Genomic DNA, 19,400 nt, shown 5'->3' on the forward strand with positions numbered 1-19,400 from the left:
ATGACCACCTCTACTTCGAGCAAGTCTCTGACCTCAAAGATCCGCGATACCAGCCTGGCGCTGGGCTTCGCGGCCCTGGTTTCGATCATCTCGTCGACCTCGAGCTTCGCCTACACCGCCGAAGCGCAGCAGATGTGCACCGGCGACGCCTTCCGCCTGTGCTCGTCGGAAATCCCCAACATTCCCAAGATCACCGCCTGCATGATGAAGCACCGCGCCGATCTCAGCCCCGGCTGCCGCGCCGTGATGGACAAGGATCTCGCCAAGGGTGCGACCCGCAAGGTTGCCGACGCAAACGACAGCGCCAAGTAAGACATCTGTTCTTTGCGGTGGTGATCGAAGCCATCGCGTCCTTGAGCTCCCACTCTTGGCAAGTGCCCCGGCGCAAGCCGGGGCCACTCGCCCGGGATCATCGCTTCCACAAAGTCGTTGCGGTGACGGAACCGTCGCTCTAGCTTCGCCCGCCTATTGTCCGGGTATGAGGCGTCACGCGATGACCAGATTTCTTTTTGTCATTCCCTTTATTCTCGTCGCATCGAGCGCATCCGCACAGCAAGGGAACGATGCCTGCGCGCGCGACGTCTCGCGCTTCTGCCGCGCCGTGATGAACAATGGCGACATGGCCGTGCTGGCGTGCCTCAAACAAAACCGTTCGCGCCTGAGCAAGGCGTGCGAGAAGGTGCTGACCGAGCACGGGCAGTAGTCTCGATATCGTCGCAGGATTCGTAGCCCGGATGAGCGAAGCGATATCCGGGACTCTTCGACCCCGCATGTCGCTGACGCTCATGCGGGCTACAAGGGCGGCGACTAAGTGCTGCTCCCCGCCGCGGTCGCAACCACCGGAAGCACTTCGCCTGACGCGCTGTCGGGCGTCTCCTCTTTCCAACGCACCGATCCGAACGGCCGCTCCAGCATGCGGCGGATCCGCACCGGCTCGGGCCCGATGTGGAAATCGATTGCCTCCTGATGCAGCGCGCGCTCGGACTGGGTCGAGCGGTTGCGCTGGCGCAGATAATCGAGCCAGGTCGGGCAGTGATAGCGCTCGGTCCACAATTCGGGGTCGGCGATGTCACGTGCGATCGACCAGCCATAGGCGCCGTTGCGCTGCCTGGAGAGCTGCACGTCCTGCATCACATTGTGGAAGGCGCGCGCATTCTCTTGGGCAACGCGATATTCGATCTCGACCACCAGCGGCCCGCTGCGTCCCGTCAGCGACAGTTTTACCTCGGGATCGGCCAGCACTTCCGCATCTTCGTTGCGTGCGCCGACGCGCGGCATCGTGAGCCAGAAGCCCAGCACCGGCGAGACCAGCATCGTGCCGGCGGCAACCAGCAGCGCAACCTCGACGCCGGCATAGTCGGTGAGATGACCCCAGCCCCAGGCGCCAATCGCAATACCGCCCGCGATCGCGGCCTGGAACGCGGCGAGCGAACGGCCCGCGACCCAGCGCGGTGCGGAGAGCTGCACGCCGATGTTGAACAGCGCCACCGCAGCCATCCAGACCGCACCGGCCAGCACGAGGGCTGCCGCCGTCAGCACCGGCTCCTTGCTGATCGCGAGCGCGCCCATCGCAAAGGCCAGCGAGATCGTGCAGGCGCGGATCGCCGATTCGCCGCTCATGCGCTTGCGCAGCTCATGGATGTTGAGTGCGCCGAGCACCGCGCCCATGCCGAACGCACCCAGCAGGATGCCATAGGTCTGCGCGCCGCCATGCAGGAGATCGCGCGCGATCAGCGGCATCAGCGCCATCACGGCGCCGCCGATCAGGCCCATCACCAGCGTTCGCAACAGCACGATCTTGATCGGCGGCGAATTGGTGATGTAGCGAAAGCCGGACACCATCGCGCGGTTGAGCTTTTCCCGCGGCAGGCGCGAGGGTTCGGTGGTGCGTCGCCAGAGCAGCAGCACCGCAAACAGGGGAAGATAGAGGATCGCGTTGGCCGCGAAGGCCGCCACGGCACCAAGCGACGCGACGATGACGCCGCCGATGGCGGGGCCAAAGCTGCGCGCGATATTGTAGCTGATGCCGTTCAGCGCCACTGCCGACGCCAGCGCATCCGGCGGCACCTGCTCGCTGACGGAGGACTGCCAGGCGGGGCCGAACAGCGCATTGCCGCTGCCGACGATGAAGCAGAAGGCGAGCAGGGTTTCAGGCGTGATCAGCTTGAGCCAGGCCAGCACGGTGAGCGCGGTGGCGCCGATCAGCGCGATCGAGAGCGAGACCAGCGTCACGATGCGCCGGTCGTACATGTCGGCGATGGCACCCGCCGGCATCGAGATCAGCATGATCGGCAGCATCAGCGCGGTCTGCACCAGCGCCACCTTGTCGGCCGAGGCCGCCATCTGCGTCATCGCCCAGGCCGCGCCCACGCCCTGGATCAGGAGCCCGAGATTGGAGAGCAGGCTGGCGAGCCAGATGCGCCGGAACACGGTGTATCGCAGCGGGGCGGCGATGCCTTCGCCGGCACCTCTCGGACGTTTCGGCTGCTCGGTCATATCCCCTTCCATCTCGACTGGCAGAACTGCGCGCGACGATGTTTCAGTGATGCCTGCGAAAGTCCTTCGCTGTCCAGTGGTTAGACGGCTATAAGCAGCGCAACGAGCCTTATTTTTGCCGGGGAGGAACACCATGAAATTTTCGCGACGCACCATCCTGCGAGGCGTCAGCGCGCTGCCCTTCGCTGTTGCGGGCCTGCGCAACTCCGCGTTCGCGCAAGGCGCGGCCGCAACGCCCGCGGCTGACGTGCCGCCGATCCTGTTCGTTCACGGCAATGGCGATTGCGACGCGGTCTGGACCACCGTTTTGTGGCGGATGGAATCGAACGGCATCGCGCGTGAGCGCATGATGGCGCTGAATTTCACCAATCCCAATGCAAGGAGCGACGACAAGGTCGAGCAGGCAGACAAGTCCTCGACCGAGGACCAGCGCCGCGAGCTGGCCGCGGCCATCGCCGAGCTGAAGAAGCGCACCGGAGCTGCGCGCGTCGCGCTGGTCGGCAGCTCGCGCGGCGGCTATGCGATCCGTAACGTCATCAAGAACGGCGGCGCGGCCGATGTCAGCCACGCCGTGCTCTGCGGCACGCCCAATCACGGCGTCTTCGCGATCGACAGTCTGCTCGGCAGCGAGTTCAACGGCCGAGGCGCGTTCCTGCGCGGACTGAACGAGGGCGAGAGCGAGGTGACGCCGGGCCCGGCCTTCCTCACGCTGCGCAGCGATGGCATGGACAAATATGCCCAACCCGACGGCCGCTTCATCGGTCAGCCGGGCGTGCCCACCAACGTCACGGCGGAAGGGCCGGAATTGAAGGGCGCCACGAATCTGGTGCTTGGCACGCTCGATCACCGCGAGGTCGCGTTTCATCCGCGCGCCTTCCGCGAGATCTACAAGTTCATCGCCGGCCGCGAGCCGGCGCGCATCGCTGTCGTGCCTGAAGCGAGCGTCAAGCTGAGCGGTCTCGCCACGGGCACGCCCGGCGGCAACGCGACCAACCGTCCGGTGGCCGGTGCCACCGTCGAAGTCTTCCGCGTCGACCCTGATAGCGGCGAGCGCCGGGGCGATCCGCTGTACAGCATCAAGACCGGGGCTGATGGCCGCTGGGGGCCGATCCAGGTCGAGCCCACTGCGTATCTCGAATTCGTGCTCACGTCACCGGATGCGCCCACGACGCATATCTACCGCTCGCCCTTCGCGCGTTCGTCCGACGTCGTGCACCTTCGCGCTGCGCGTCCGCTCGGGCCGGCCGATGCCGGCGCCGGCGCTGTCGTGATCATGTCGCGGCCGCGGGGCTATTTTGGCCTGCCGCGGGACGTCGTGCTGTTCGACGGCAAGGAGCCGGCGGACGTCAAGCCGGGCGTGCCCACGAATTCGGACGCTACCTTAAGGCTTCCGGCCTCGGACGTCGGCCGTAACATTGTGGCAGAGTTCAACGAAGAACGGATTGTGGCACGTGCCTGGCCGGCCCAGGAGAACAGGATTGCGATTGCCGAACTGACTTACTAGCTATTTGCTTGCAGCGCGCTTTCAGCGGAGAGAGCCATGAGCATCGCCGAAGCCTATGACGTACCGGTGGCGCGTCGGCCCCTGGTCCCGCCGAGCCCGCCCCGTGCGCCCGAAGGCATGGGGACGTTCGGCCGGATCATGGCGATGCGCGACAGCGTCATCTCCACCTGGGGCCCGCGCGCCTATCAGGAGGATCTGATCCAGGCGCGCTTCTTCCTGCGCAGCAATTTCATCGTCAACCGGCCCGACGCCATCAAGCACGTGCTGGTCGACAATTACGAGAACTACACGCGAACCGCGCCTGGCATCAGGGTGCTGCGCCCGATCCTCGGCAAGGGCGTGCTGATCGCCGAAGGGCGCCCCTGGAAGCATCAGCGGCGCACGCTTGCCCCGGCCTTTTCGCCGCGTGCCGTCACCACGCTGGTGCCGCACATGGTCGACGGCGTCGACGAGGCGATCGAAGAATTGAAGGCGAAGGGTAACCAGCCGGTCGACGTGCGCGACGTCATGCAGCGCATGACGCTGGAGATCGCCGGCCGCACCATGTTCTCCTTCGAGATGGGACGCCACGGCAAGACCTTGCGCGAGCTCATCATGGAATATGGCGAGAACCTCGCGCGACCGCATCCGCTCGATCTGCTGCTGCCCCTGAGCTGGCCGAGCCCGCAGGATTTTGCCCGCGCGCGCTTCAGCAAGCGCTGGATGGAGTTCATGACGACCGTCATGGCCGAGCGCCGTGCCATCGGCAAGCAGGAGGGCGCGCCGCCGCGCGACCTGTTCGACCTGCTCGATGCAGCGCGCGACCCCGAGACCGGGGCCGCATTCTCCGAGGAGCAGTTGCGCGACGAAGCCGCGACCATGATCCTCGCGGGCCATGAGACCACCGCGACCGCGCTGTTCTGGGCGCTCTATCTGCTGTCGCTCGATCCGCAGACGCAGGACGAAGTGGCCGCCGAGGTGAAGAGCGCGATGGCCGCCGGCGGGCTCGAGCTCGATCGGCTGAAATTCACCCGCGCCGTCATCGACGAGACCATGCGGCTCTATCCGTCGGTGTTTTTGATCGCACGCGCTGCCGCGGCGCCCGACACGATCGGCGACAAAAAGGTGCGCAAGGGCGACGTCATCCTGATCTCGCCCTGGCTGTTGCATCGGCACGAAAAACTCTGGACCGATCCCGATGCCTTCATCCCCGCGCGTTTCATGCCGGGCGCGCCGCAGCCGGACCGGTTTGCCTATCTGCCGTTCGGCGTCGGGCCGCGCGTTTGCATCGGTGCGCAATTCGCGCTGGTCGAGTCGACCCTTGCGCTGGCGAAGCTGATCGGTGCATTTCGTTTTGACCTGCTCGACAAGAAGCCGGTGATGGCGATTGGTGTCGTGACGACGCAGCCGGACTATTCGCCGATGTTTTCCATCACGCCTCGCTGACGGAAGGCCCGATCGAGAATTTTCCCGATCCTCACCCGAGAGGTTATCGTCATGAGTGACATCAAGGCCCAGTTTGCATTGCTGCGGCAGACCGCGGATGCGACGGTGGCCAATGCGATCGAGCACCTCGTGGAGAAGGGCGCCGATCCCGATCTCAACCGCATCAACGCGATCGACTTCGCCAAGAGCATCGGGCTGGACGAAGAGAAGGTCATCTCGGGCTTTCTTCATTCATCGAGGCTGGGGCTGTTCGACCTGACCTGGAACGTGCTGTGTCCGGGTTGCGGCGGTGTGCTCGGCGCACACTCGACACTGAAATCGCTCAAGCCTGACGACTATCATTGCGGCCTGTGTGCCTGCGGCTATGAGGCTTCTGTCGACGAGCAGGTCGAGGTCGCCTTCACTGTCAGCCCGCGGGTCCGGCGCATCGCCGCGCATGATCCGAACACGCTGCCGATCTGGGACTATTACAAGCAGATTTTTTGGAGCTCAGGCGTCGACTTCAATGTCGAGGGGTTTTCGACGCTTGCCGACGAGGTGACACTCGATACGATGGAGCTGCCGGCGGGCGAGAAGGCGGTACTGTCGCTGCAACTGCCGAAAGAGTTCATCATCATCTTCGAGCCGGTGACGCATTCGGCGCAGTTCATCGACGTCCAGGGCGAGCCGACCAGGGACCGGCAGCAGCTTTCGCTGGTCTATACCAAGACGCCGACGCCGACCGGCGGCACGCGCACCATGCGCCCCGGTCCGTTGCGGCTGTCGCTCGACAACCAGGCGGACCAGCGCGTGCTACCCTCGGTCTTCGTCGCGGGCGAGGCGATGCATCACCTGATCGGCAAGCGCAAGCCGTTCCTCACCGCGAAGCGGATGCTGTCGAATCAGACCTTTCGCGACGTGTTCAAGGCCGACAATCTCAGCGTCGACCAGCGGCTGAAGATCACCTCGCTGACCTTCCTGTTCACCGACCTCAAGGGCTCGACCGCGCTCTACGAACGCGTCGGCGATCTCGCGGCGTTCGACCTGGTGCGCGCGCATTTCCATGCGCTGCTGGAAATCATCGCGTCCGAGAAGGGCGCTGTCGTGAAGACGATTGGTGATGCCGTGATGGCGACGTTCATTCGTCCCGAGCATGCCATCGTCGCGGGCTTGAAGATGCGCGCGGCGATGGACGAGCTGAACAAGCAGCGCGGCACGGACGATCTCATCGTCAAGATCGGCATCCACGAAGGACCGTGTCTCGCGGTGATGCTCAACGAGCGCCAGGATTATTTCGGCCAGACCGTCAACATCGCCGCGCGCGTGCAGAGCCTCTCGACGGCGCAGGAAATTCACATCACTGGCCCCGTGCTCGACGCGCCGGCGGTGGCCGAAATTCTCGAACAGCGTTCGATCCGGCCGATCCAGAAACAGGCCGCGCTGCGCGGCATCGCCGACAAGATGGTGGTGTACGAGATACCGTAGCCACTTAGCTCTTCGTAGCCCGGATGGAGCGCAAGCGTAATCCGGGTATTTCTCAGCAATGGCCGGTTTCCCCGGATTGCGCTTCGCTCCATCCGGGCTACGGTCCGCTCAGATTGCCGAAACGTAATGCAGCGCGCAGGCCTGCCGCACGTTGCGCCGTTTGGGTTTCACGCTCATATAGGAGCTGGTCGAAGCCGCTTTTGCGGCGCTCCCTTCAATCGGATTTTGGCAGGACGTAATGCTCGACGGATTGCGCCAGTTCATCTCTGACATCGTTTCCCCGCAGGCCCAGGATCGCCCGTTCGGCGATAACGATTATCGTCTGGCCGCCACCGCACTGCTGATCCATGTGATCTCGCTGGATGGCGAGCCGACGGAGACCGAGAAGCGCAAGCTGCACGGCCTGATCGAAAGCCACTTTGGTCTGGATCGCGGCACTGCCGATCGCCTGATCGCGTCGGCGACGGACGTCGAGGGCGAGGCCGTCGATCTCTATCATTTCACCAGCGTGATCATGCGCTCGGTGGACGACGAAGGCCGCAAGCGCATCGTCGAGATGATGTGGGAGCTTGTCTATGCCGACGGCCATGTCACCGAGTTCGAGGACAACGTGGTCTGGCGCGCGTCCGATCTGCTGGCGGTCTCGCAGCGCGACCGGATCGATTTGAAGCACATCGTTGCCAACCGCCGCACCGGCAAGGTGAAGGACGGCGTTGCGGGCGGCTGACCGCCTGCGGGCTGCGACCGGCGCGTGTGTCGCCGACATGACGAAACTTTAATGTTCCAGTTGATTGCCGGGCGGACGGACGGGCCTGCAAAACAAGGCATTTTCCCGCACTGCCTATTGATTGCTCACGGCGCCATGCGCTGAGACCGCTTGCGCTTTTCGCAAGGCGCGTGTTCTCGTCGGCCTTGTTCCCTTCCAATTCGCTTGCATTCAAGAGACTTCCATCGTGACTGAGCGTGTGACGCTGATTACTGGTGCCTCGGCGGGCATCGGCGCGGAGCTGGCGCGGGTATTTGCGGCCAATGGCCACCGGCTGGTCCTGGCCGCGCGCCGTGCCGACCGGCTCGAAGCGCTTGCGAGCGAGATTGCGGCCAAGGGCGGCACACGGCCGATCGTGATTGCCTGCGATCTCCAGGACAGCAGTGCCGGTGACAAGATCGCGGCTGCGCTCGCCGCGGAAGGCGTCGAGCTCGACCATCTCGTCAACAATGCCGGTTTTGGCGTGTTCGGCGAAGCGATCAAGCGCGACCGCGCCGAGCAGATCGGCATCATCGACGTCAATATCCGCGCGCTCACCGATCTCTCGCTGCGTTTTGCCGAGCAGCTCGTCAAGAATCGCGGCGGTATCCTCAATGTCGGCTCGGTCGCGGGCTTTTTGCCGGGGCCCGGCATGGCGGTCTACTACGCCTCAAAAGCCTATGTGATCTCGTTCACGGAAGCCTTGCGCGGCGAGCTGGGGCCGCGCGGCGTTCGCGTCACCGTGCTCTGCCCGGGGCCGGTGCCATCAGAATTTCAGGCGCGCGCGGGTTTTATGCCCGGCGTCGATTCCGCTGTCCTCAATGTCTCGGCGGCTGACGTCGCGAAGGATGCCTATCGCGGCCTGATGGCCAATAAACGGGCAGTGCTGCCCGGGCTCGGCATCAAGATCGTGCCGTTCCTGCTGCGCTTCTTCCCGCGCGGCTTCATCCTCAACGCGGTCGGCCGGTTCCAGATGCGCAAGCGCTAGGCGCGTACGGGAATCCCCGTACTGGCCCGTGGTTTGCTTAGCGAACCCTGTGTGCGCGAACTCACACGAAATTAACGATCGCTTAGTTATGCTGGCGGTCTGAGCTCGTCGTCTGTTTGGAAAGGCAATGTCGTTCCGGTCTCTCAGTGTTGGTGGCGCGAATGTGGTGCCCTTCCCCCGAAGGACGCTGGACGCGGCCGCCGCTCACCGTGAACCCCTGCCGGTCCTCATCGTCCTGCATCAGGAATCCTCGACACCCGGCCGCGTCGGCAATGCGCTCCGTGCGCTCGGCCACCGGCTCGACATCCGCCGCCCGCGTTTTGGCGATCCCTTGCCCGATACGCTCGAGCGGCACGCCGGCGCCGTGATTTTCGGCGGCCCCATGAGCGCCAACGATTCCGACGACTACGTGCGTCGCGAGATCGACTGGATCGAAATTCCGCTCCGTGAACAACGCCCGTTTCTCGGCATCTGCCTCGGCGCGCAGATGCTGGCGAAGCAGCTCGGTGCACGCGTCGCACCGCATCCGCAGGCGCTGACGCAGATCGGCTATTATCCGATCCGCCCCACACAAGCAGGCCACACGCTGTGCCCGAACTGGCCGGATCAGGTCTATCACTGGCACCGCGAAGGCTTTGAATTGCCTGTAGGTGCCGAGCTGCTCGCGGAGGGCGATGATTTTCCGGTGCAGGCTTATCGTACCGGCAATGCCTTCGGCTTCCAGTTTCATCCCGACGTGACCTACGCGATGATGCATTGCTGGACCACGCGCGGCTATGACGGTTTTGGCGCACCTGGCGCCCGCGCACGCCACCATCACTTTGCCGATCGCGCCGTCTACGACGTCACCGAACGCGCCTGGCTAAAACAGTTCGTCGACGGCTGGCTCGCGCAGCAGCCCGCGCTGGCGCAGGCCGCCGAGTAGTTCAAATCCGCAGATGTGTTAGGGTCGATCCCGCAAGCAGCCCCTTGAGAGGCTGCGCGAGGGAGGCCCCATGACTGCCGAGGACTTTGCAAACCTGCTCGACGCGTTCACGTATTCGGCGGAATCCGGCGACGGCGCGCGCTTCGCAAAACACTTCACCGAAGACGGCGTCTACTACGACTACATCTACGGCCCGCATCGCGGCCGCGCCGATATCGCGCATATGATGCAGGGCCTGTTTCACCGCGACGCCACTGACTATCGCTGGGAAATGTTCGATCCCGTCTTCGACGGCCGCCAGGGCTATGCCTGGTCGCTGTCGAGCTTCACCTCGACCATTCCGCAATTCCAGGGCAAGCGCGTCGTCATCGACGGCATGAGCCGTTTCATCATCCGCGACGGGCTGATCGCGGAGTACCATGAATCCGTCAATGGCGGCGTCGCGATGGCGCAGCTCGGCGTCGAGCCCGCACGGATGGCAAAAGTATTTTCCCGCTGGAGCGGCTGGCTCAACGAACGGCCGGAAACGCAGGCCTATCTCGCGCGCCCCAAGGGCTCGCGCGCCAAGAGCTAGAACAAGAACAGAAGGGAGAGACCACCGTGAGCTACGAACACATCCTCTATGACGTCGCCGACAAGATCGCGACCATCACGCTGAACCGTCCCGACCGCATGAATGCGTGGACGCCGATCATGGAGCGCGACGTCCGCCGCGCCATGGAGACGGCAGCAGCCGACGACAATGTCCGCGTCATCATCATCACAGGCGCCGGCCGCGCCTTCTGCGCCGGCGCCGACATGGATGCGCTGAAGGGGCTCGATCCCAACGATATCAGGCGCGCCTCCAGCCTGCCGTCCTTCGACATGAACCGCAGGCCGGACTGGCAGACGCGCTATGGCTATTATCCCTCGATCGGCAAGCCCGTCATCGCCATGCTCAACGGCGCTACCGCCGGCATCGGCCTCGTGCATGCGCTCTATTGCGACCTGCGCTTTGCCGCCGACAATACCGTCTTCACCACGGCCTTTGCGCGGCGCGGCTTGATTGCCGAGCATGGCATTAGCTGGATGCTGCCGCGCATCGTCGGCCATGCCAATGCGCTGGATCTCCTGATGTCGGCCCGCCGCGTCTCCAGCGAGGAGGCGCTGCGGATCGGCCTGGTCAACCGGCTCTGCCCGCCCGACAAGCTGCGCGAGGAAACTTATGCTTATGCGAGGGACCTCGCCGATTTCGTCTCGCCCAGCGCCATGGCCGTGATCAAGCGCCAGCTCTACGAGGTGCCGTTCCAGACCCTCGGCGAGGCCACGATCGAGGCCAACCGGGAGATGATGGTCGCGCTGAGCGGCAGCGATTTCCGGGAAGGTGTGGCGAGTTTTATGGAGAAGCGCCCGCCAAGGTTTACGGGGAAGTAGGGGGTGCGATTCGGCTGAGGAAGCCCGGCTACGCCCTTCGGGCTACGCCGCGGCAGCCTTCGCTCACTTCGCTACGAAAGAGCTGGACTGGCTTGCCGAGCCGAAGCTCGCGAAGCGAGCGAAGGCTGGTGGAGCCAGGCGGGATCGAACCGCCGACCTCGTCATTGCGAACGACGCGCTCTCCCAGCTGAGCTATGGCCCCATCGTGGCCGCTCTGGTGGAACGCGGCCAACAATCGGCCGCCATTTAAGTCGCCGCCAAGGTCAAGTCAAGGACGGGCGTAACGGGGTTTTCGCCAAGACTCCGCCGGAACTTCCCTTGTTTGGGGCGGGAGGAACCGATATCTAGCAAAAGTACGCCACCCCGCCCCACAGCCAGAGTTCTCAAAAGCCATGCGTGCCGTCCTCGACATCGTCATTATCGTGCTCGACCTGTACGTCTGGCTGCTGATCGCCTCGGCGATCCTGTCCTGGCTGATCGCGTTCAACGTCGTGAACACCCGCAACCAGTTCGTCTCGGCGGTGGCCGAATTCCTGTACCGCATTACCGAGCCGGTGCTGGCGCCGATCCGCAATTTCCTGCCCAGCCTCGGCGGCATCGATATCTCGCCGATCATCCTGATCCTGATCATCATGTTCCTGGAGCGGGTGATCATGTACTACATCTACCCGAACGTCGTTTAGGCCAGCCGAGCGGAGCGTCCTGTTGTCGTTGAAAGAGCCCTGGCGCTATTCAACGACCGGCGTCAGCGTTGCGATTCGCGTGACGCCGCGCGGAGGCCGCGATGACATCGACGGGATCGAAGAGTTGGCCGACGGTCGCAGCGTGCTGAAAGTGCGGGTGCGCGCCATTGCCGATGGCGGCGAGGCCAACCGCGCGGTTTTGGGTCTGTTGGCGAAGTCGCTCGGGGTGCGGAAAGCCGACGTGCGGCTGCTGTCCGGGCCAACGTCGCGGCTGAAGCAGATTGCGGTCGATGGCGACCCGGCGCGTTTGGGCGAGGCCCTGCGCCGGCTCGCAGCGTCCGAGGATAAGGGATCGAAATGACGGCCAAAATCATCGACGGAAAAGTCATTGCCGCGGACTTGCGCGCGCGCGTTGCCGACGAAGTCGCCCGCGTCAAGCGCGAGCACAATCTGGTGCCGGGGCTCGCCGTCGTGCTGGTCGGCAACGATCCGGCCTCCGAAGTCTATGTCCGCTCAAAGCACACGCAGACCCAGGCTGCCGGCATGGCCTCGTTCGAGCACAAGCTGCCGGCGGATGTTTCGCAAGCCGACTTGCTCGCGGTGGTCGCAAAGCTCAACCGCGACCCCGCCGTGCACGGCATTTTGGTGCAATTGCCGCTGCCAAAAGGCCTCAACACCGAAGCCGTCATCAACGCCATCGATCCCGCCAAGGATGTCGATGGCCTGCATCCGAACAATGCCGGCCGGCTCGCCGGCGGTTTTCAGGCGCTGTCGCCCTGCACGCCGCTCGGCTGCATCATCTTGACCAAGAGCGTGCATCCTTCCCTCGAAGGCATGAACGCCATCGTCATCGGCCGCTCCAACCTGGTCGGCCGTCCGCTCGTGCAATTGCTGCTGAACGAGAACGCCACGGTAACGATCGCGCATTCGCGCTCGCGCGATCTGCCGGGATTGGTACGCCAAGCCGATCTCGTCTATGCCGCCGTCGGCAAGCCGGAGATGGTTCGTGGCGACTGGCTGAAGCCGGGCGCGACCGTGATCGATGTCGGCATCAACCGCATTCCCAAAGACGACGGCAAGACGAAACTCGTCGGCGATGTCGCCTATCAGGAAGCGCTCGGTGTCGCCGGCGCGATCACGCCGGTGCCCGGTGGTGTCGGCCAGATGACGGTGGCGTGCCTGCTGGTCAACACGCTGCGCGCGGCGTGTGCGATTGCGGGCGTTGCAAAACCGGCGGTGTAGCTCCCACTCTCGTGTCCCGGACGCGGCGCAGCGCTTCTTCAGCGGTGCGCCGCAGAGCCGGGACCCATAGTTGCTCCGGATGGACCCCGGATCAGCAGCGCATCACGCCGCGAAGTGGCGGCGCGCTGCGCAGCATCCGGGGAACGCTGCGGACAGAGCCTACCCCGCCGTATTCTCGATCAGCCGCCGATAAAACCGGATCATGTCGGCATAGCCTTCGATGCTGAGGCGTTCGTTGGTGCCGTGGAAGCGCTTCAAGTCTTCCGAATTGGCGCGCACCGGCGAGAAGCGAAAGATGTTGTCGGCGATCTCGGCGTAGTGCCGCGAGTCGGTTGCGGCCACCATCAGGCCGGGCGCGACGACGACATCGGGGAAGACTTCGCGGATGGTTTTGTTCAGCGCTTGGTAGGATTTGCCCGACGTGCCCGTGACCGGCGGCGGGTTGGTGTTGCCGGGGAAGGGCTCGATCGAGATCTTGTCGTTCCTGATCGTGGTGCGGACGTGATCGGTGACGCTGTCCTGGGTGTCGCCGGGCAGCAGGCGGAAATTGACGGTAGCCTCGGCAATGCCGGGCAGCACGTTGTCCTTGTCGCCGGCATTGAAGATCGTCAACGCCGTGGTGGTGCGCACCATCGCTTCGGTCGGGCCGCTTTTGGCGAACTCGCGCAGGAGCAGCGGCTTGAGCAGCCAGAGGTTCGACAGCACCACGCGGTTGACCGGGCTCATCTCCGGCGCCAGCGTGTCGAACATTTCTGCGACCGTGCCGCGGATATGCATCGGCAGGCGATTGTCCTCGAGCCGCGCCAGCGCCGCACTCATCATGCCGATCGCGGTCTCCCGCGGCGGCATCGAGGAGTGGCCGGGCGTCGAATGCGCCGTCAGCACCAGCGTGGCATAGCCCTTTTCCGACAGGCCGATCAGCGCCGCCGGCCTGTCGAGGCCCTTCATGACGCCGTCGGCAATCAACAGGCCTTCGTCGAGCACGAAGTCGAGCCGCACGCCGCGCGTGGCCAGGGCTGCCGCGATCGGCTTGGCGCCGCGAGTGCCCGCCACTTCCTCGTCATGGCCGAATGCAAAATAGATCGTGCGTTTCGGGCGAAAGCCCTCCTTCGCCATCTGCTCGGCCGCCTCCAGCATCGAATAGAGGTTGCCCTTGTCGTCCCAGGAGCCGCGGCCCCAGATGTAGCCATCGGCAATCGCGCCCTCGAACGGCTTTTGCTGCCAGTCTTTCTCGGTGCCGGGAGCAATAGGCACGACGTCCTGATGCGCGAGCAGCGCGATCGGCTGCGCTTTGGGATCGGAACCTTCCCAGGTGTAGAGCAGGCTGTGGCCGCCGATCACCTCGCGCTTGGCCGCCGCGTGGAACGCGGGGAAGCTCGCAAGGATGTGCGCCTCGAGCCCGCGCAACGCCTCGGCGTCCTGCTCGGGATTGAGGAAGTTCGAGATGGTCTGGAAGCGGATTGCTTCCGACAGCCGTTTTGCCGCGCCGTGCGTATCGACGGTCGCGCGCGGAATGGCCGTAACCTGAAGCTGGCGCGAGCTACGTGTGACGACGTTGAAGGCGAGCACGCCGGCGAGAATGACGAGGCCGGCGACAACGAGCAGAACGACGTTGCGAAGAATCTTGAGAAGCCGGCGCATGGACCATTCCGAATTGCGCTCGTGCCCCGGACGCAGCGCAGTGCCAAAAGCGCGTTCACGCGCGTCTTCGACGCACTATGGTGATGCGCTGCCGAGCCGGGGCCCAGTGGCGCCATGGGTCCCGGCTCAGCGGTGCGTCATTTCATGCCGCACCGCGTCCGGGACAAGTGAACCTATTTCTTCTTTTTCTTCTCGCGCTCGATACCCTCGGCGATCAGCTTGTGCGCGTCTTCCGGGCCGCCCCAGCGCAAAATCTTCACCCATTTGCCGGGCTCGAGGTCCTTGTAGTGCTCGAAGAAGTGCTGGATCTGCTGCAGCGTGATATCGGGCAGGTCGGAGTAGGACTTCACCTTGTCGTAGCGCTGCGTCAGCTTCGAGGACGGCACCGCCAGAATCTTCTCGTCGCCGCCGGCCTCGTCTTCCATGAAGAGCACGCCGACCGGGCGCACGCTCATGACGGCGCCGGGGATGATGGCGCGGGTGTTGACGATCAGGACGTCGCAGGGGTCGCCGTCGTCGGACAGGGTGTGCGGGATGAAGCCGTAATTGCCGGGGTAGCGCATCGGCGTATAGAGGAAGCGGTCCACCACCAGCGTGCCGGCCTCCTTGTCCATTTCATATTTGATCGGTTCGCCGCCCACGGGCACTTCGATGATGACGTTGACTTCGTGAGGCGGTTTGGTCCCGATCGAGACCGCGTCGATACGCATGGAAAGCTCCGTTAATGCCGAGGTCCTTCAATCGCCCGGCAGCGATTTGGCCCTGTCATACGCGGGCTGGCGGCAGCTATCCATCGAACTTTCGCGAAATAATGAACTCAGCTTCCGGCCTACGCAAAAAGCGTAACGGTATCAGCGGAAGGGTGCCGTTGGAGCGTTCTAAGCTCAGTTGGTCCAGGCGAAGGCGACCTTGTCGAGCGATTTTGGCCCGAATCGCTCCGAGGAGCGCGCCACCATGCGGCCACCCAGGGCCCGATAGAACTCGGTGGCCGGATCGTTGTCCGAGAGAGCCCAGACCACCATGCTCTTGAGGTTGCTCTGCATCAGGTCGCGGCGGGCGGCCGCGAACAGGCGGCGGCCAAAGCCGAGACCCTGGAATTCCGGGCGCAGATACAGCTCGTAGATCTCGCCATCGAAATGCAGGCTGCGGGCGCGGTTGCGGCCGTAATTGGCATAGCCCGCGATCTTGTCGCCGAACACCAGAACGCTGACGCGGCTACCCTTGCGGATTGCGCTGTCCCACCACTGCGGCCCCCTGCGGTTGATCAGCTTTTCCAGCTCGCCGCCGGGAATGATGCCCTGATAGGCCGAGCGCCAGGCTTCGTCATGGGTCGACGCCACAGCAGTTGCGTCTGCGATTTTGGCCGGCCGGACCTCGATCAGGGTTGTGCTCATGGACAGGATCAAACCAAGTCGCCGCGCCGGCGGCAAGAGCTATCGTTAATTATCAGTTAACGTGTGGATTTTCTGCATCAGTATATTAACCATGTTGTACCGAAAGAGGACAGGACGCCGCGTCAGGCGGCACCGGGCTGCCCTGCAGCAGTGCAAAACTCGTCCGCGGCAGTGATGGTTTCACGCGATGGTGAGCGTGTGCAGAAAACAGCGGCCAAGTTGATTCGCGCCCGCTACTCTGCCGGCGGTCTCTGCACCCCGCCCCGGCATTTCATGCGCTCCCTGAACATCGCCATCGTTTTTCTCATGCTTGCCGCGTTCGCAAGTGCATCGGCGCGCGCGCAAAACGGGCCGGTGGGTGGCGAGGGCGAGCCGTGGCGCAAGCAGCAATGGCACCTGCCGTCGTCAGACGCCGAGCATCCCGCCCGCAGCTTGCTGTTCCGGCCGCCCGGCGACGGGCCGTTTCGCCTGGCTGTGATCGCGCACGCGACGACGCAAAACGTCTTGCGTCGCGTGCAAATGCCGCAGCCTGAATACACCGCACTCGCGGCGTTCCTGGTCGCGCGCGGCTTTACCGTGCTGGTGCCTGAAAGGCTCGGCCATGGCGCGACCGGCGGCCGCTACACCGAGGACCAGGGCGGCTGCGACGAGGCCGATTACGTCAAATCCGGCCGTGCCACCGCCGAGCAGATTTCGCTCGCGCTGGAATTTATGCGCGGCCAAAACTTTGTCCGCAAGGACGGTGCCGTCGTGCTCGGCCATTCCGCCGGTGGCTGGGGTGCGCTCGCGCTGGCAACGCAGGATCCGAAGGCGCTGTCGGCCATCGTATTGTTCGCGCCCGGACGCGGCGGCCATGCCAACGACTTCCCGAACCGCATCTGCGCGCCGCATACACTCATCGCGGCCGCGACCGAGTTCGGCAAGGCCGCCCGCATCCCCGTGACGTGGCTCGTCGCCGCCAACGACACCTATTTCGCCCCGGCCTTCTCGCAGCAATTGGCGTCAGCATTTCGCAGCGGCGGCGACAAGGTCGATTTCCGCAGCATTCCGGCGAGCGGCAGCGAGGGCCACTGGATGATCGAGACCGAGGCCGGCGTCAAAGCCGTCAGCGCCGAGCTCGACCGCGCGCTGAAGGCTGCGCCACCGGTTGCGGCCAAAAAGCCATGACGCTGTACTTCCTGGTCAAGTATCTGCACGTGCTCGGCGCCATCGTCATCCTCGGCACTGGAACCGGCATCGCCTTCTTCATGCTGATGGCACATCGCAGCCAGAACGCGGAGTTCATCGCCCGCACGGCATCGGTCGTCGTCATCGCGGATGCGCTGTTCACGTTCTCGGCGGTGATCTTCCAGCCGGTCACCGGCGGCCTCCTGATGATGCTGTCGGCGACATCGATCGCCGAGCGCTGGGTGATGGCCTCGCTCGCGCTCTATGTCGTAGCCGGCCTGTTCTGGGTGCCCGTCGTCGTCATGCAGATCGAGATGCGCGATCTCGCGCGCAAGGCGGCGGAGACGCAAGGCCCGCTGCCGCCGCGCTATTTCCTGCTGTTCCGCCGCTGGTTCATTTTCGGCTTCCCCGGTTTTGGGGCGACGATGCTGATCCTGTGGCTGATGATCGCAAAGCCGTTTTGAGGGAATGATGGGCGAGCCTTCGCAAAACAATCTCCTGCTCGGCGCCTCCGGCTTGATCGGTCGCTTCGTCACCGACGATCTGCGTGCGCGGGGATTCCGTGTCGTCGGTATCGCCCGATCCTTGTCGCCGGCGCAGAAGATGAGCCCGCTCGATCTGGAATTGCCGATCCTGTCGCTGGATGCGGCGGCGCTCACGCGCCTCCTGCGCGAGCACGCGATCGATATTGTCGTGAACTGCCTCGGCGTGCTCCAGGACGGCCCCGGCAGCGACACCAACGCCGTGCATCGCGATTTCGTCGCGCGCCTGTTGCAGGCGATTCACGCGAGCGGCCGCGCGATCCGGCTGGTACATATCTCGATCCCCGGCATCGCCGAGGACGACCGCACGGCCTTTGCGACCACCAAGCGCGAGGCCGAACGCCTGATCGCGGCGTCAGGCATTCCCCACGCAATCCTGCGGCCCGGTTTCGTGGTGGCGCCAGCAGCCTATGGCGGCAGCGCCATGCTGCGCGCGCTCGCGGCGTTTCCGCTCGACCTGCCGGAGAAGGAAATGGCGACGCCGTTCCAACCCGTCGCGGTCGAGGATATCGCCGCCACCATCGCTTGGCTCGCCGCGCGCGATATCGGCGACGCCTCCGTGAAGTCCGTCACCTGGGATCTGATGCAGAAGCAGCCGATCACCATGGCCGGTGTCATCAGGCAGTTCCGCGTTGCTTTCGGCACCGCCGACTGGCCGCATGTCGCCATGCCCGCCTTCCTGCTCGCTAGCAGCGCATGGCTCGGCGATCTCGCCAGCCGCCTCCGCTGGATGCCGCCGTTGCGCACCACCGCGATCGCCGAGCTGCGCCGCGGCGTCACCGGCGATCCCTCGGCCTGGATGTCAGCGACCGGCATCACGCCGAAGGCGCTGTCCGAGACGATCGGCCGGCACCCCGCCACCATTCAGGACAAATGGTTCGCGCGGCTGTACCTCGTCAAGGCACTGATCATCGCGAGCCTCGTCGTGTTCTGGCTCGTCTCCGGCTTCATCGCCCTGTTCGTCTCCTACCGCGCCGCCGCCGGCATCTTGACCACGCACGGCTTTCCGCCGGCGCTGGTCGATCCCGTCACGATAGGCACCAGCCTGATGGACATGTCGATCGGCGTACTCATCGCCTTCCGCCGCACCTGTGCGATCGGTCTCATCGCCGGCATGACAGCCTCGCTCGGCTACATGTTCGGTGCCGCGATCCTGACGCCCGACCTCTGGATCGAGCCGCTCGGTGCGCTCGTGAAGACGGGCCCAGCGATCGTGCTGATGCTGGTCGCGCTTCTCATGCTGGATAACAGATAGCGTTTTCGAGCGAAGTGGAACCCGGTTCGCGTGAAGAAAACGCGTCAAAAAAGAGAATCTAATGCCTCAATGGCCCGACGATGACGTGATTCTGTTCGACGGCGTCTGTATCTTCTGCTCGCGCTGGGTCCGCTTCGTCGCGAAACGCGACACCGCGCGCCGCTTCCGTTTCACGCCGATTCAGTCGGATTACGGCGCGAAGCTGGCGCGGACCTTTGGGATCGACCCTGATGACCCCGACACGAACGCCGTGATCCACGGCGGCGAGGTGTTCCTTAAGTCGGACGCCGCGCTGACGGTGCTGTCGCAATTGCCGGCTTGGGGCTGGGTCCGCGTGCTGTTCGCCGTGCCAAAGCCGCTCCGCAACGCCGTCTACAATCTTGTCGCGCGCAATCGCTATCGCATTTTCGGGAAGTACGACGCGTGTTTCGTGCCGGATGCCGATTTGCGGGCGCGGGTGATCGAGTAGCGGGACAACAGCGAGACAAACTCAGTGTCGTCCCGGCCTTCGCCGGG

The 19,400-nt window shown here is 64.5% G+C and carries 21 protein-coding genes and 1 tRNA gene; 17 read left to right on the plus strand and 5 right to left on the minus strand.

Features of this window, described 5'->3' with window-relative positions:
• Together C2U70_RS13975 and C2U70_RS13980 are read left to right on the plus strand one after the other, a co-directional pair.
• Positions 1-312, plus strand: coding sequence for a hypothetical protein (locus C2U70_RS13975; RefSeq protein WP_140978687.1), 312 nt, complete (start codon positions 1-3; stop codon positions 310-312).
• A gap of 181 nt (positions 313-493) precedes the next feature.
• Complete coding sequence (locus tag C2U70_RS13980) at positions 494-703, plus strand: hypothetical protein (RefSeq protein WP_140978689.1); 210 nt, start codon at positions 494-496, stop codon at positions 701-703.
• Positions 704-807: 104 nt separating this feature from the next.
• On the opposite strand, the gene C2U70_RS13985 is transcribed toward C2U70_RS13980, so the two are convergent.
• Positions 808-2,496, minus strand: coding sequence for an MFS transporter (locus tag C2U70_RS13985; protein ID WP_140978691.1), 1,689 nt, complete (start codon positions 2,494-2,496; stop codon positions 808-810).
• A 133-nt stretch (positions 2,497-2,629) separates the two neighbouring features.
• Here C2U70_RS13985 and C2U70_RS13990 point away from each other — a divergent pair, with 133 nt between their 5' ends.
• From C2U70_RS13990 to C2U70_RS14025, 8 genes are all read left to right on the plus strand, one after another.
• Positions 2,630-4,000 carry a hydrolase gene (locus C2U70_RS13990; RefSeq protein ID WP_140978693.1) on the plus strand — a complete coding sequence of 457 codons (1,371 nt, stop codon included), beginning with the start codon at positions 2,630-2,632 and terminating at the stop codon, positions 3,998-4,000.
• Positions 4,001-4,036: 36 nt separating this feature from the next.
• Entirely contained in the window at positions 4,037-5,425 is a 1,389-nt protein-coding gene (locus C2U70_RS13995; protein WP_140978694.1) for a cytochrome P450, read from the plus strand.
• A gap of 51 nt (positions 5,426-5,476) precedes the next feature.
• Complete coding sequence (locus tag C2U70_RS14000) at positions 5,477-6,889, plus strand: adenylate/guanylate cyclase domain-containing protein (RefSeq protein WP_140978696.1); 1,413 nt, start codon at positions 5,477-5,479, stop codon at positions 6,887-6,889.
• Between the two features lie 238 nt (positions 6,890-7,127).
• Entirely contained in the window at positions 7,128-7,616 is a 489-nt protein-coding gene (locus tag C2U70_RS14005; RefSeq protein WP_140978698.1) for a TerB family tellurite resistance protein, read from the plus strand.
• Positions 7,617-7,842: 226 nt separating this feature from the next.
• Positions 7,843-8,622, plus strand: coding sequence for an SDR family NAD(P)-dependent oxidoreductase (locus tag C2U70_RS14010; RefSeq protein WP_140978700.1), 780 nt, complete (start codon positions 7,843-7,845; stop codon positions 8,620-8,622).
• A 127-nt stretch (positions 8,623-8,749) separates the two neighbouring features.
• Complete coding sequence (locus C2U70_RS14015; protein WP_140978702.1) at positions 8,750-9,547, plus strand: glutamine amidotransferase; 798 nt, start codon at positions 8,750-8,752, stop codon at positions 9,545-9,547.
• A gap of 70 nt (positions 9,548-9,617) precedes the next feature.
• On the plus strand, positions 9,618-10,121 hold the full coding sequence (locus C2U70_RS14020) for a nuclear transport factor 2 family protein (protein WP_140978704.1): 504 nt from the start codon (positions 9,618-9,620) through the stop codon (positions 10,119-10,121).
• Positions 10,122-10,147: 26 nt separating this feature from the next.
• Positions 10,148-10,960 carry an enoyl-CoA hydratase gene (locus C2U70_RS14025; protein WP_140978706.1) on the plus strand — a complete coding sequence of 271 codons (813 nt, stop codon included), beginning with the start codon at positions 10,148-10,150 and terminating at the stop codon, positions 10,958-10,960.
• A gap of 126 nt (positions 10,961-11,086) precedes the next feature.
• On the opposite strand, the gene C2U70_RS14030 is transcribed toward C2U70_RS14025, so the two are convergent.
• Positions 11,087-11,162 (minus strand) — tRNA-Ala (locus C2U70_RS14030).
• A gap of 190 nt (positions 11,163-11,352) precedes the next feature.
• Between C2U70_RS14030 and C2U70_RS14035 the strand changes: the two genes are divergently transcribed.
• Genes C2U70_RS14035 through folD form a run of 3 tightly spaced genes read left to right on the plus strand, consistent with a single transcriptional unit; the run spans position 11,353 to position 12,885 of the window.
• Positions 11,353-11,643 (plus strand): YggT family protein, encoded by a 291-nt coding sequence (locus C2U70_RS14035; RefSeq protein WP_140978708.1) that lies wholly within the window; start codon positions 11,353-11,355, stop codon positions 11,641-11,643.
• Positions 11,644-11,662: 19 nt separating this feature from the next.
• Positions 11,663-12,004: a DUF167 domain-containing protein gene (locus C2U70_RS14040; RefSeq protein WP_140978710.1), complete on the plus strand. Its 342-nt coding sequence runs from the start codon at positions 11,663-11,665 to the stop codon at positions 12,002-12,004.
• Positions 12,001-12,885, plus strand: a complete 885-nt coding sequence (folD, locus tag C2U70_RS14045) for a bifunctional methylenetetrahydrofolate dehydrogenase/methenyltetrahydrofolate cyclohydrolase FolD (RefSeq protein WP_140978712.1) — start codon at positions 12,001-12,003, stop codon at positions 12,883-12,885. The genes C2U70_RS14040 and folD overlap by 4 nt, the downstream gene beginning before the upstream one ends.
• Before the next feature lie 159 nt (positions 12,886-13,044).
• Here folD and C2U70_RS14050 read toward each other — a convergent pair whose 3' ends face one another.
• From C2U70_RS14050 to C2U70_RS14060, 3 genes are all read right to left on the minus strand, one after another.
• Entirely contained in the window at positions 13,045-14,526 is a 1,482-nt protein-coding gene (locus tag C2U70_RS14050) for a M20 family peptidase (protein WP_140978714.1), read from the minus strand.
• Between the two features lie 173 nt (positions 14,527-14,699).
• Entirely contained in the window at positions 14,700-15,236 is a 537-nt protein-coding gene (gene ppa / locus C2U70_RS14055; RefSeq protein ID WP_140978716.1) for an inorganic diphosphatase, read from the minus strand.
• A 174-nt stretch (positions 15,237-15,410) separates the two neighbouring features.
• Positions 15,411-15,920, minus strand: coding sequence for a GNAT family N-acetyltransferase (locus tag C2U70_RS14060; RefSeq protein WP_140978718.1), 510 nt, complete (start codon positions 15,918-15,920; stop codon positions 15,411-15,413).
• A 273-nt stretch (positions 15,921-16,193) separates the two neighbouring features.
• Between C2U70_RS14060 and C2U70_RS14065 the strand changes: the two genes are divergently transcribed.
• The 4 genes from C2U70_RS14065 (at position 16,194) to C2U70_RS14080 (ending at position 19,353) form a co-directional block, all read left to right on the plus strand.
• The gene (locus tag C2U70_RS14065; RefSeq protein ID WP_140978720.1) at positions 16,194-17,087 is read left to right on the plus strand and encodes an alpha/beta hydrolase family protein; all 894 of its coding nucleotides are present in this window, start codon (positions 16,194-16,196) and stop codon (positions 17,085-17,087) included.
• Positions 17,084-17,551 carry a DUF2269 family protein gene (locus C2U70_RS14070; protein WP_140978722.1) on the plus strand — a complete coding sequence of 156 codons (468 nt, stop codon included), beginning with the start codon at positions 17,084-17,086 and terminating at the stop codon, positions 17,549-17,551. The genes C2U70_RS14065 and C2U70_RS14070 overlap by 4 nt, the downstream gene beginning before the upstream one ends.
• Before the next feature lie 4 nt (positions 17,552-17,555).
• Entirely contained in the window at positions 17,556-18,884 is a 1,329-nt protein-coding gene (locus C2U70_RS14075) for an SDR family oxidoreductase (protein WP_433960677.1), read from the plus strand.
• 61 nt (positions 18,885-18,945) lie between these two features.
• Positions 18,946-19,353 (plus strand): thiol-disulfide oxidoreductase DCC family protein, encoded by a 408-nt coding sequence (locus C2U70_RS14080; protein WP_140978726.1) that lies wholly within the window; start codon positions 18,946-18,948, stop codon positions 19,351-19,353.
• The last annotated feature ends 47 nt before the right edge of the window (positions 19,354-19,400 follow it).

It is taken from the genome of Bradyrhizobium guangdongense, assembly GCF_006483445.1.
In the GTDB taxonomy this organism is placed as follows: domain Bacteria; phylum Pseudomonadota; class Alphaproteobacteria; order Rhizobiales; family Xanthobacteraceae; genus Bradyrhizobium; species Bradyrhizobium guangdongense_A.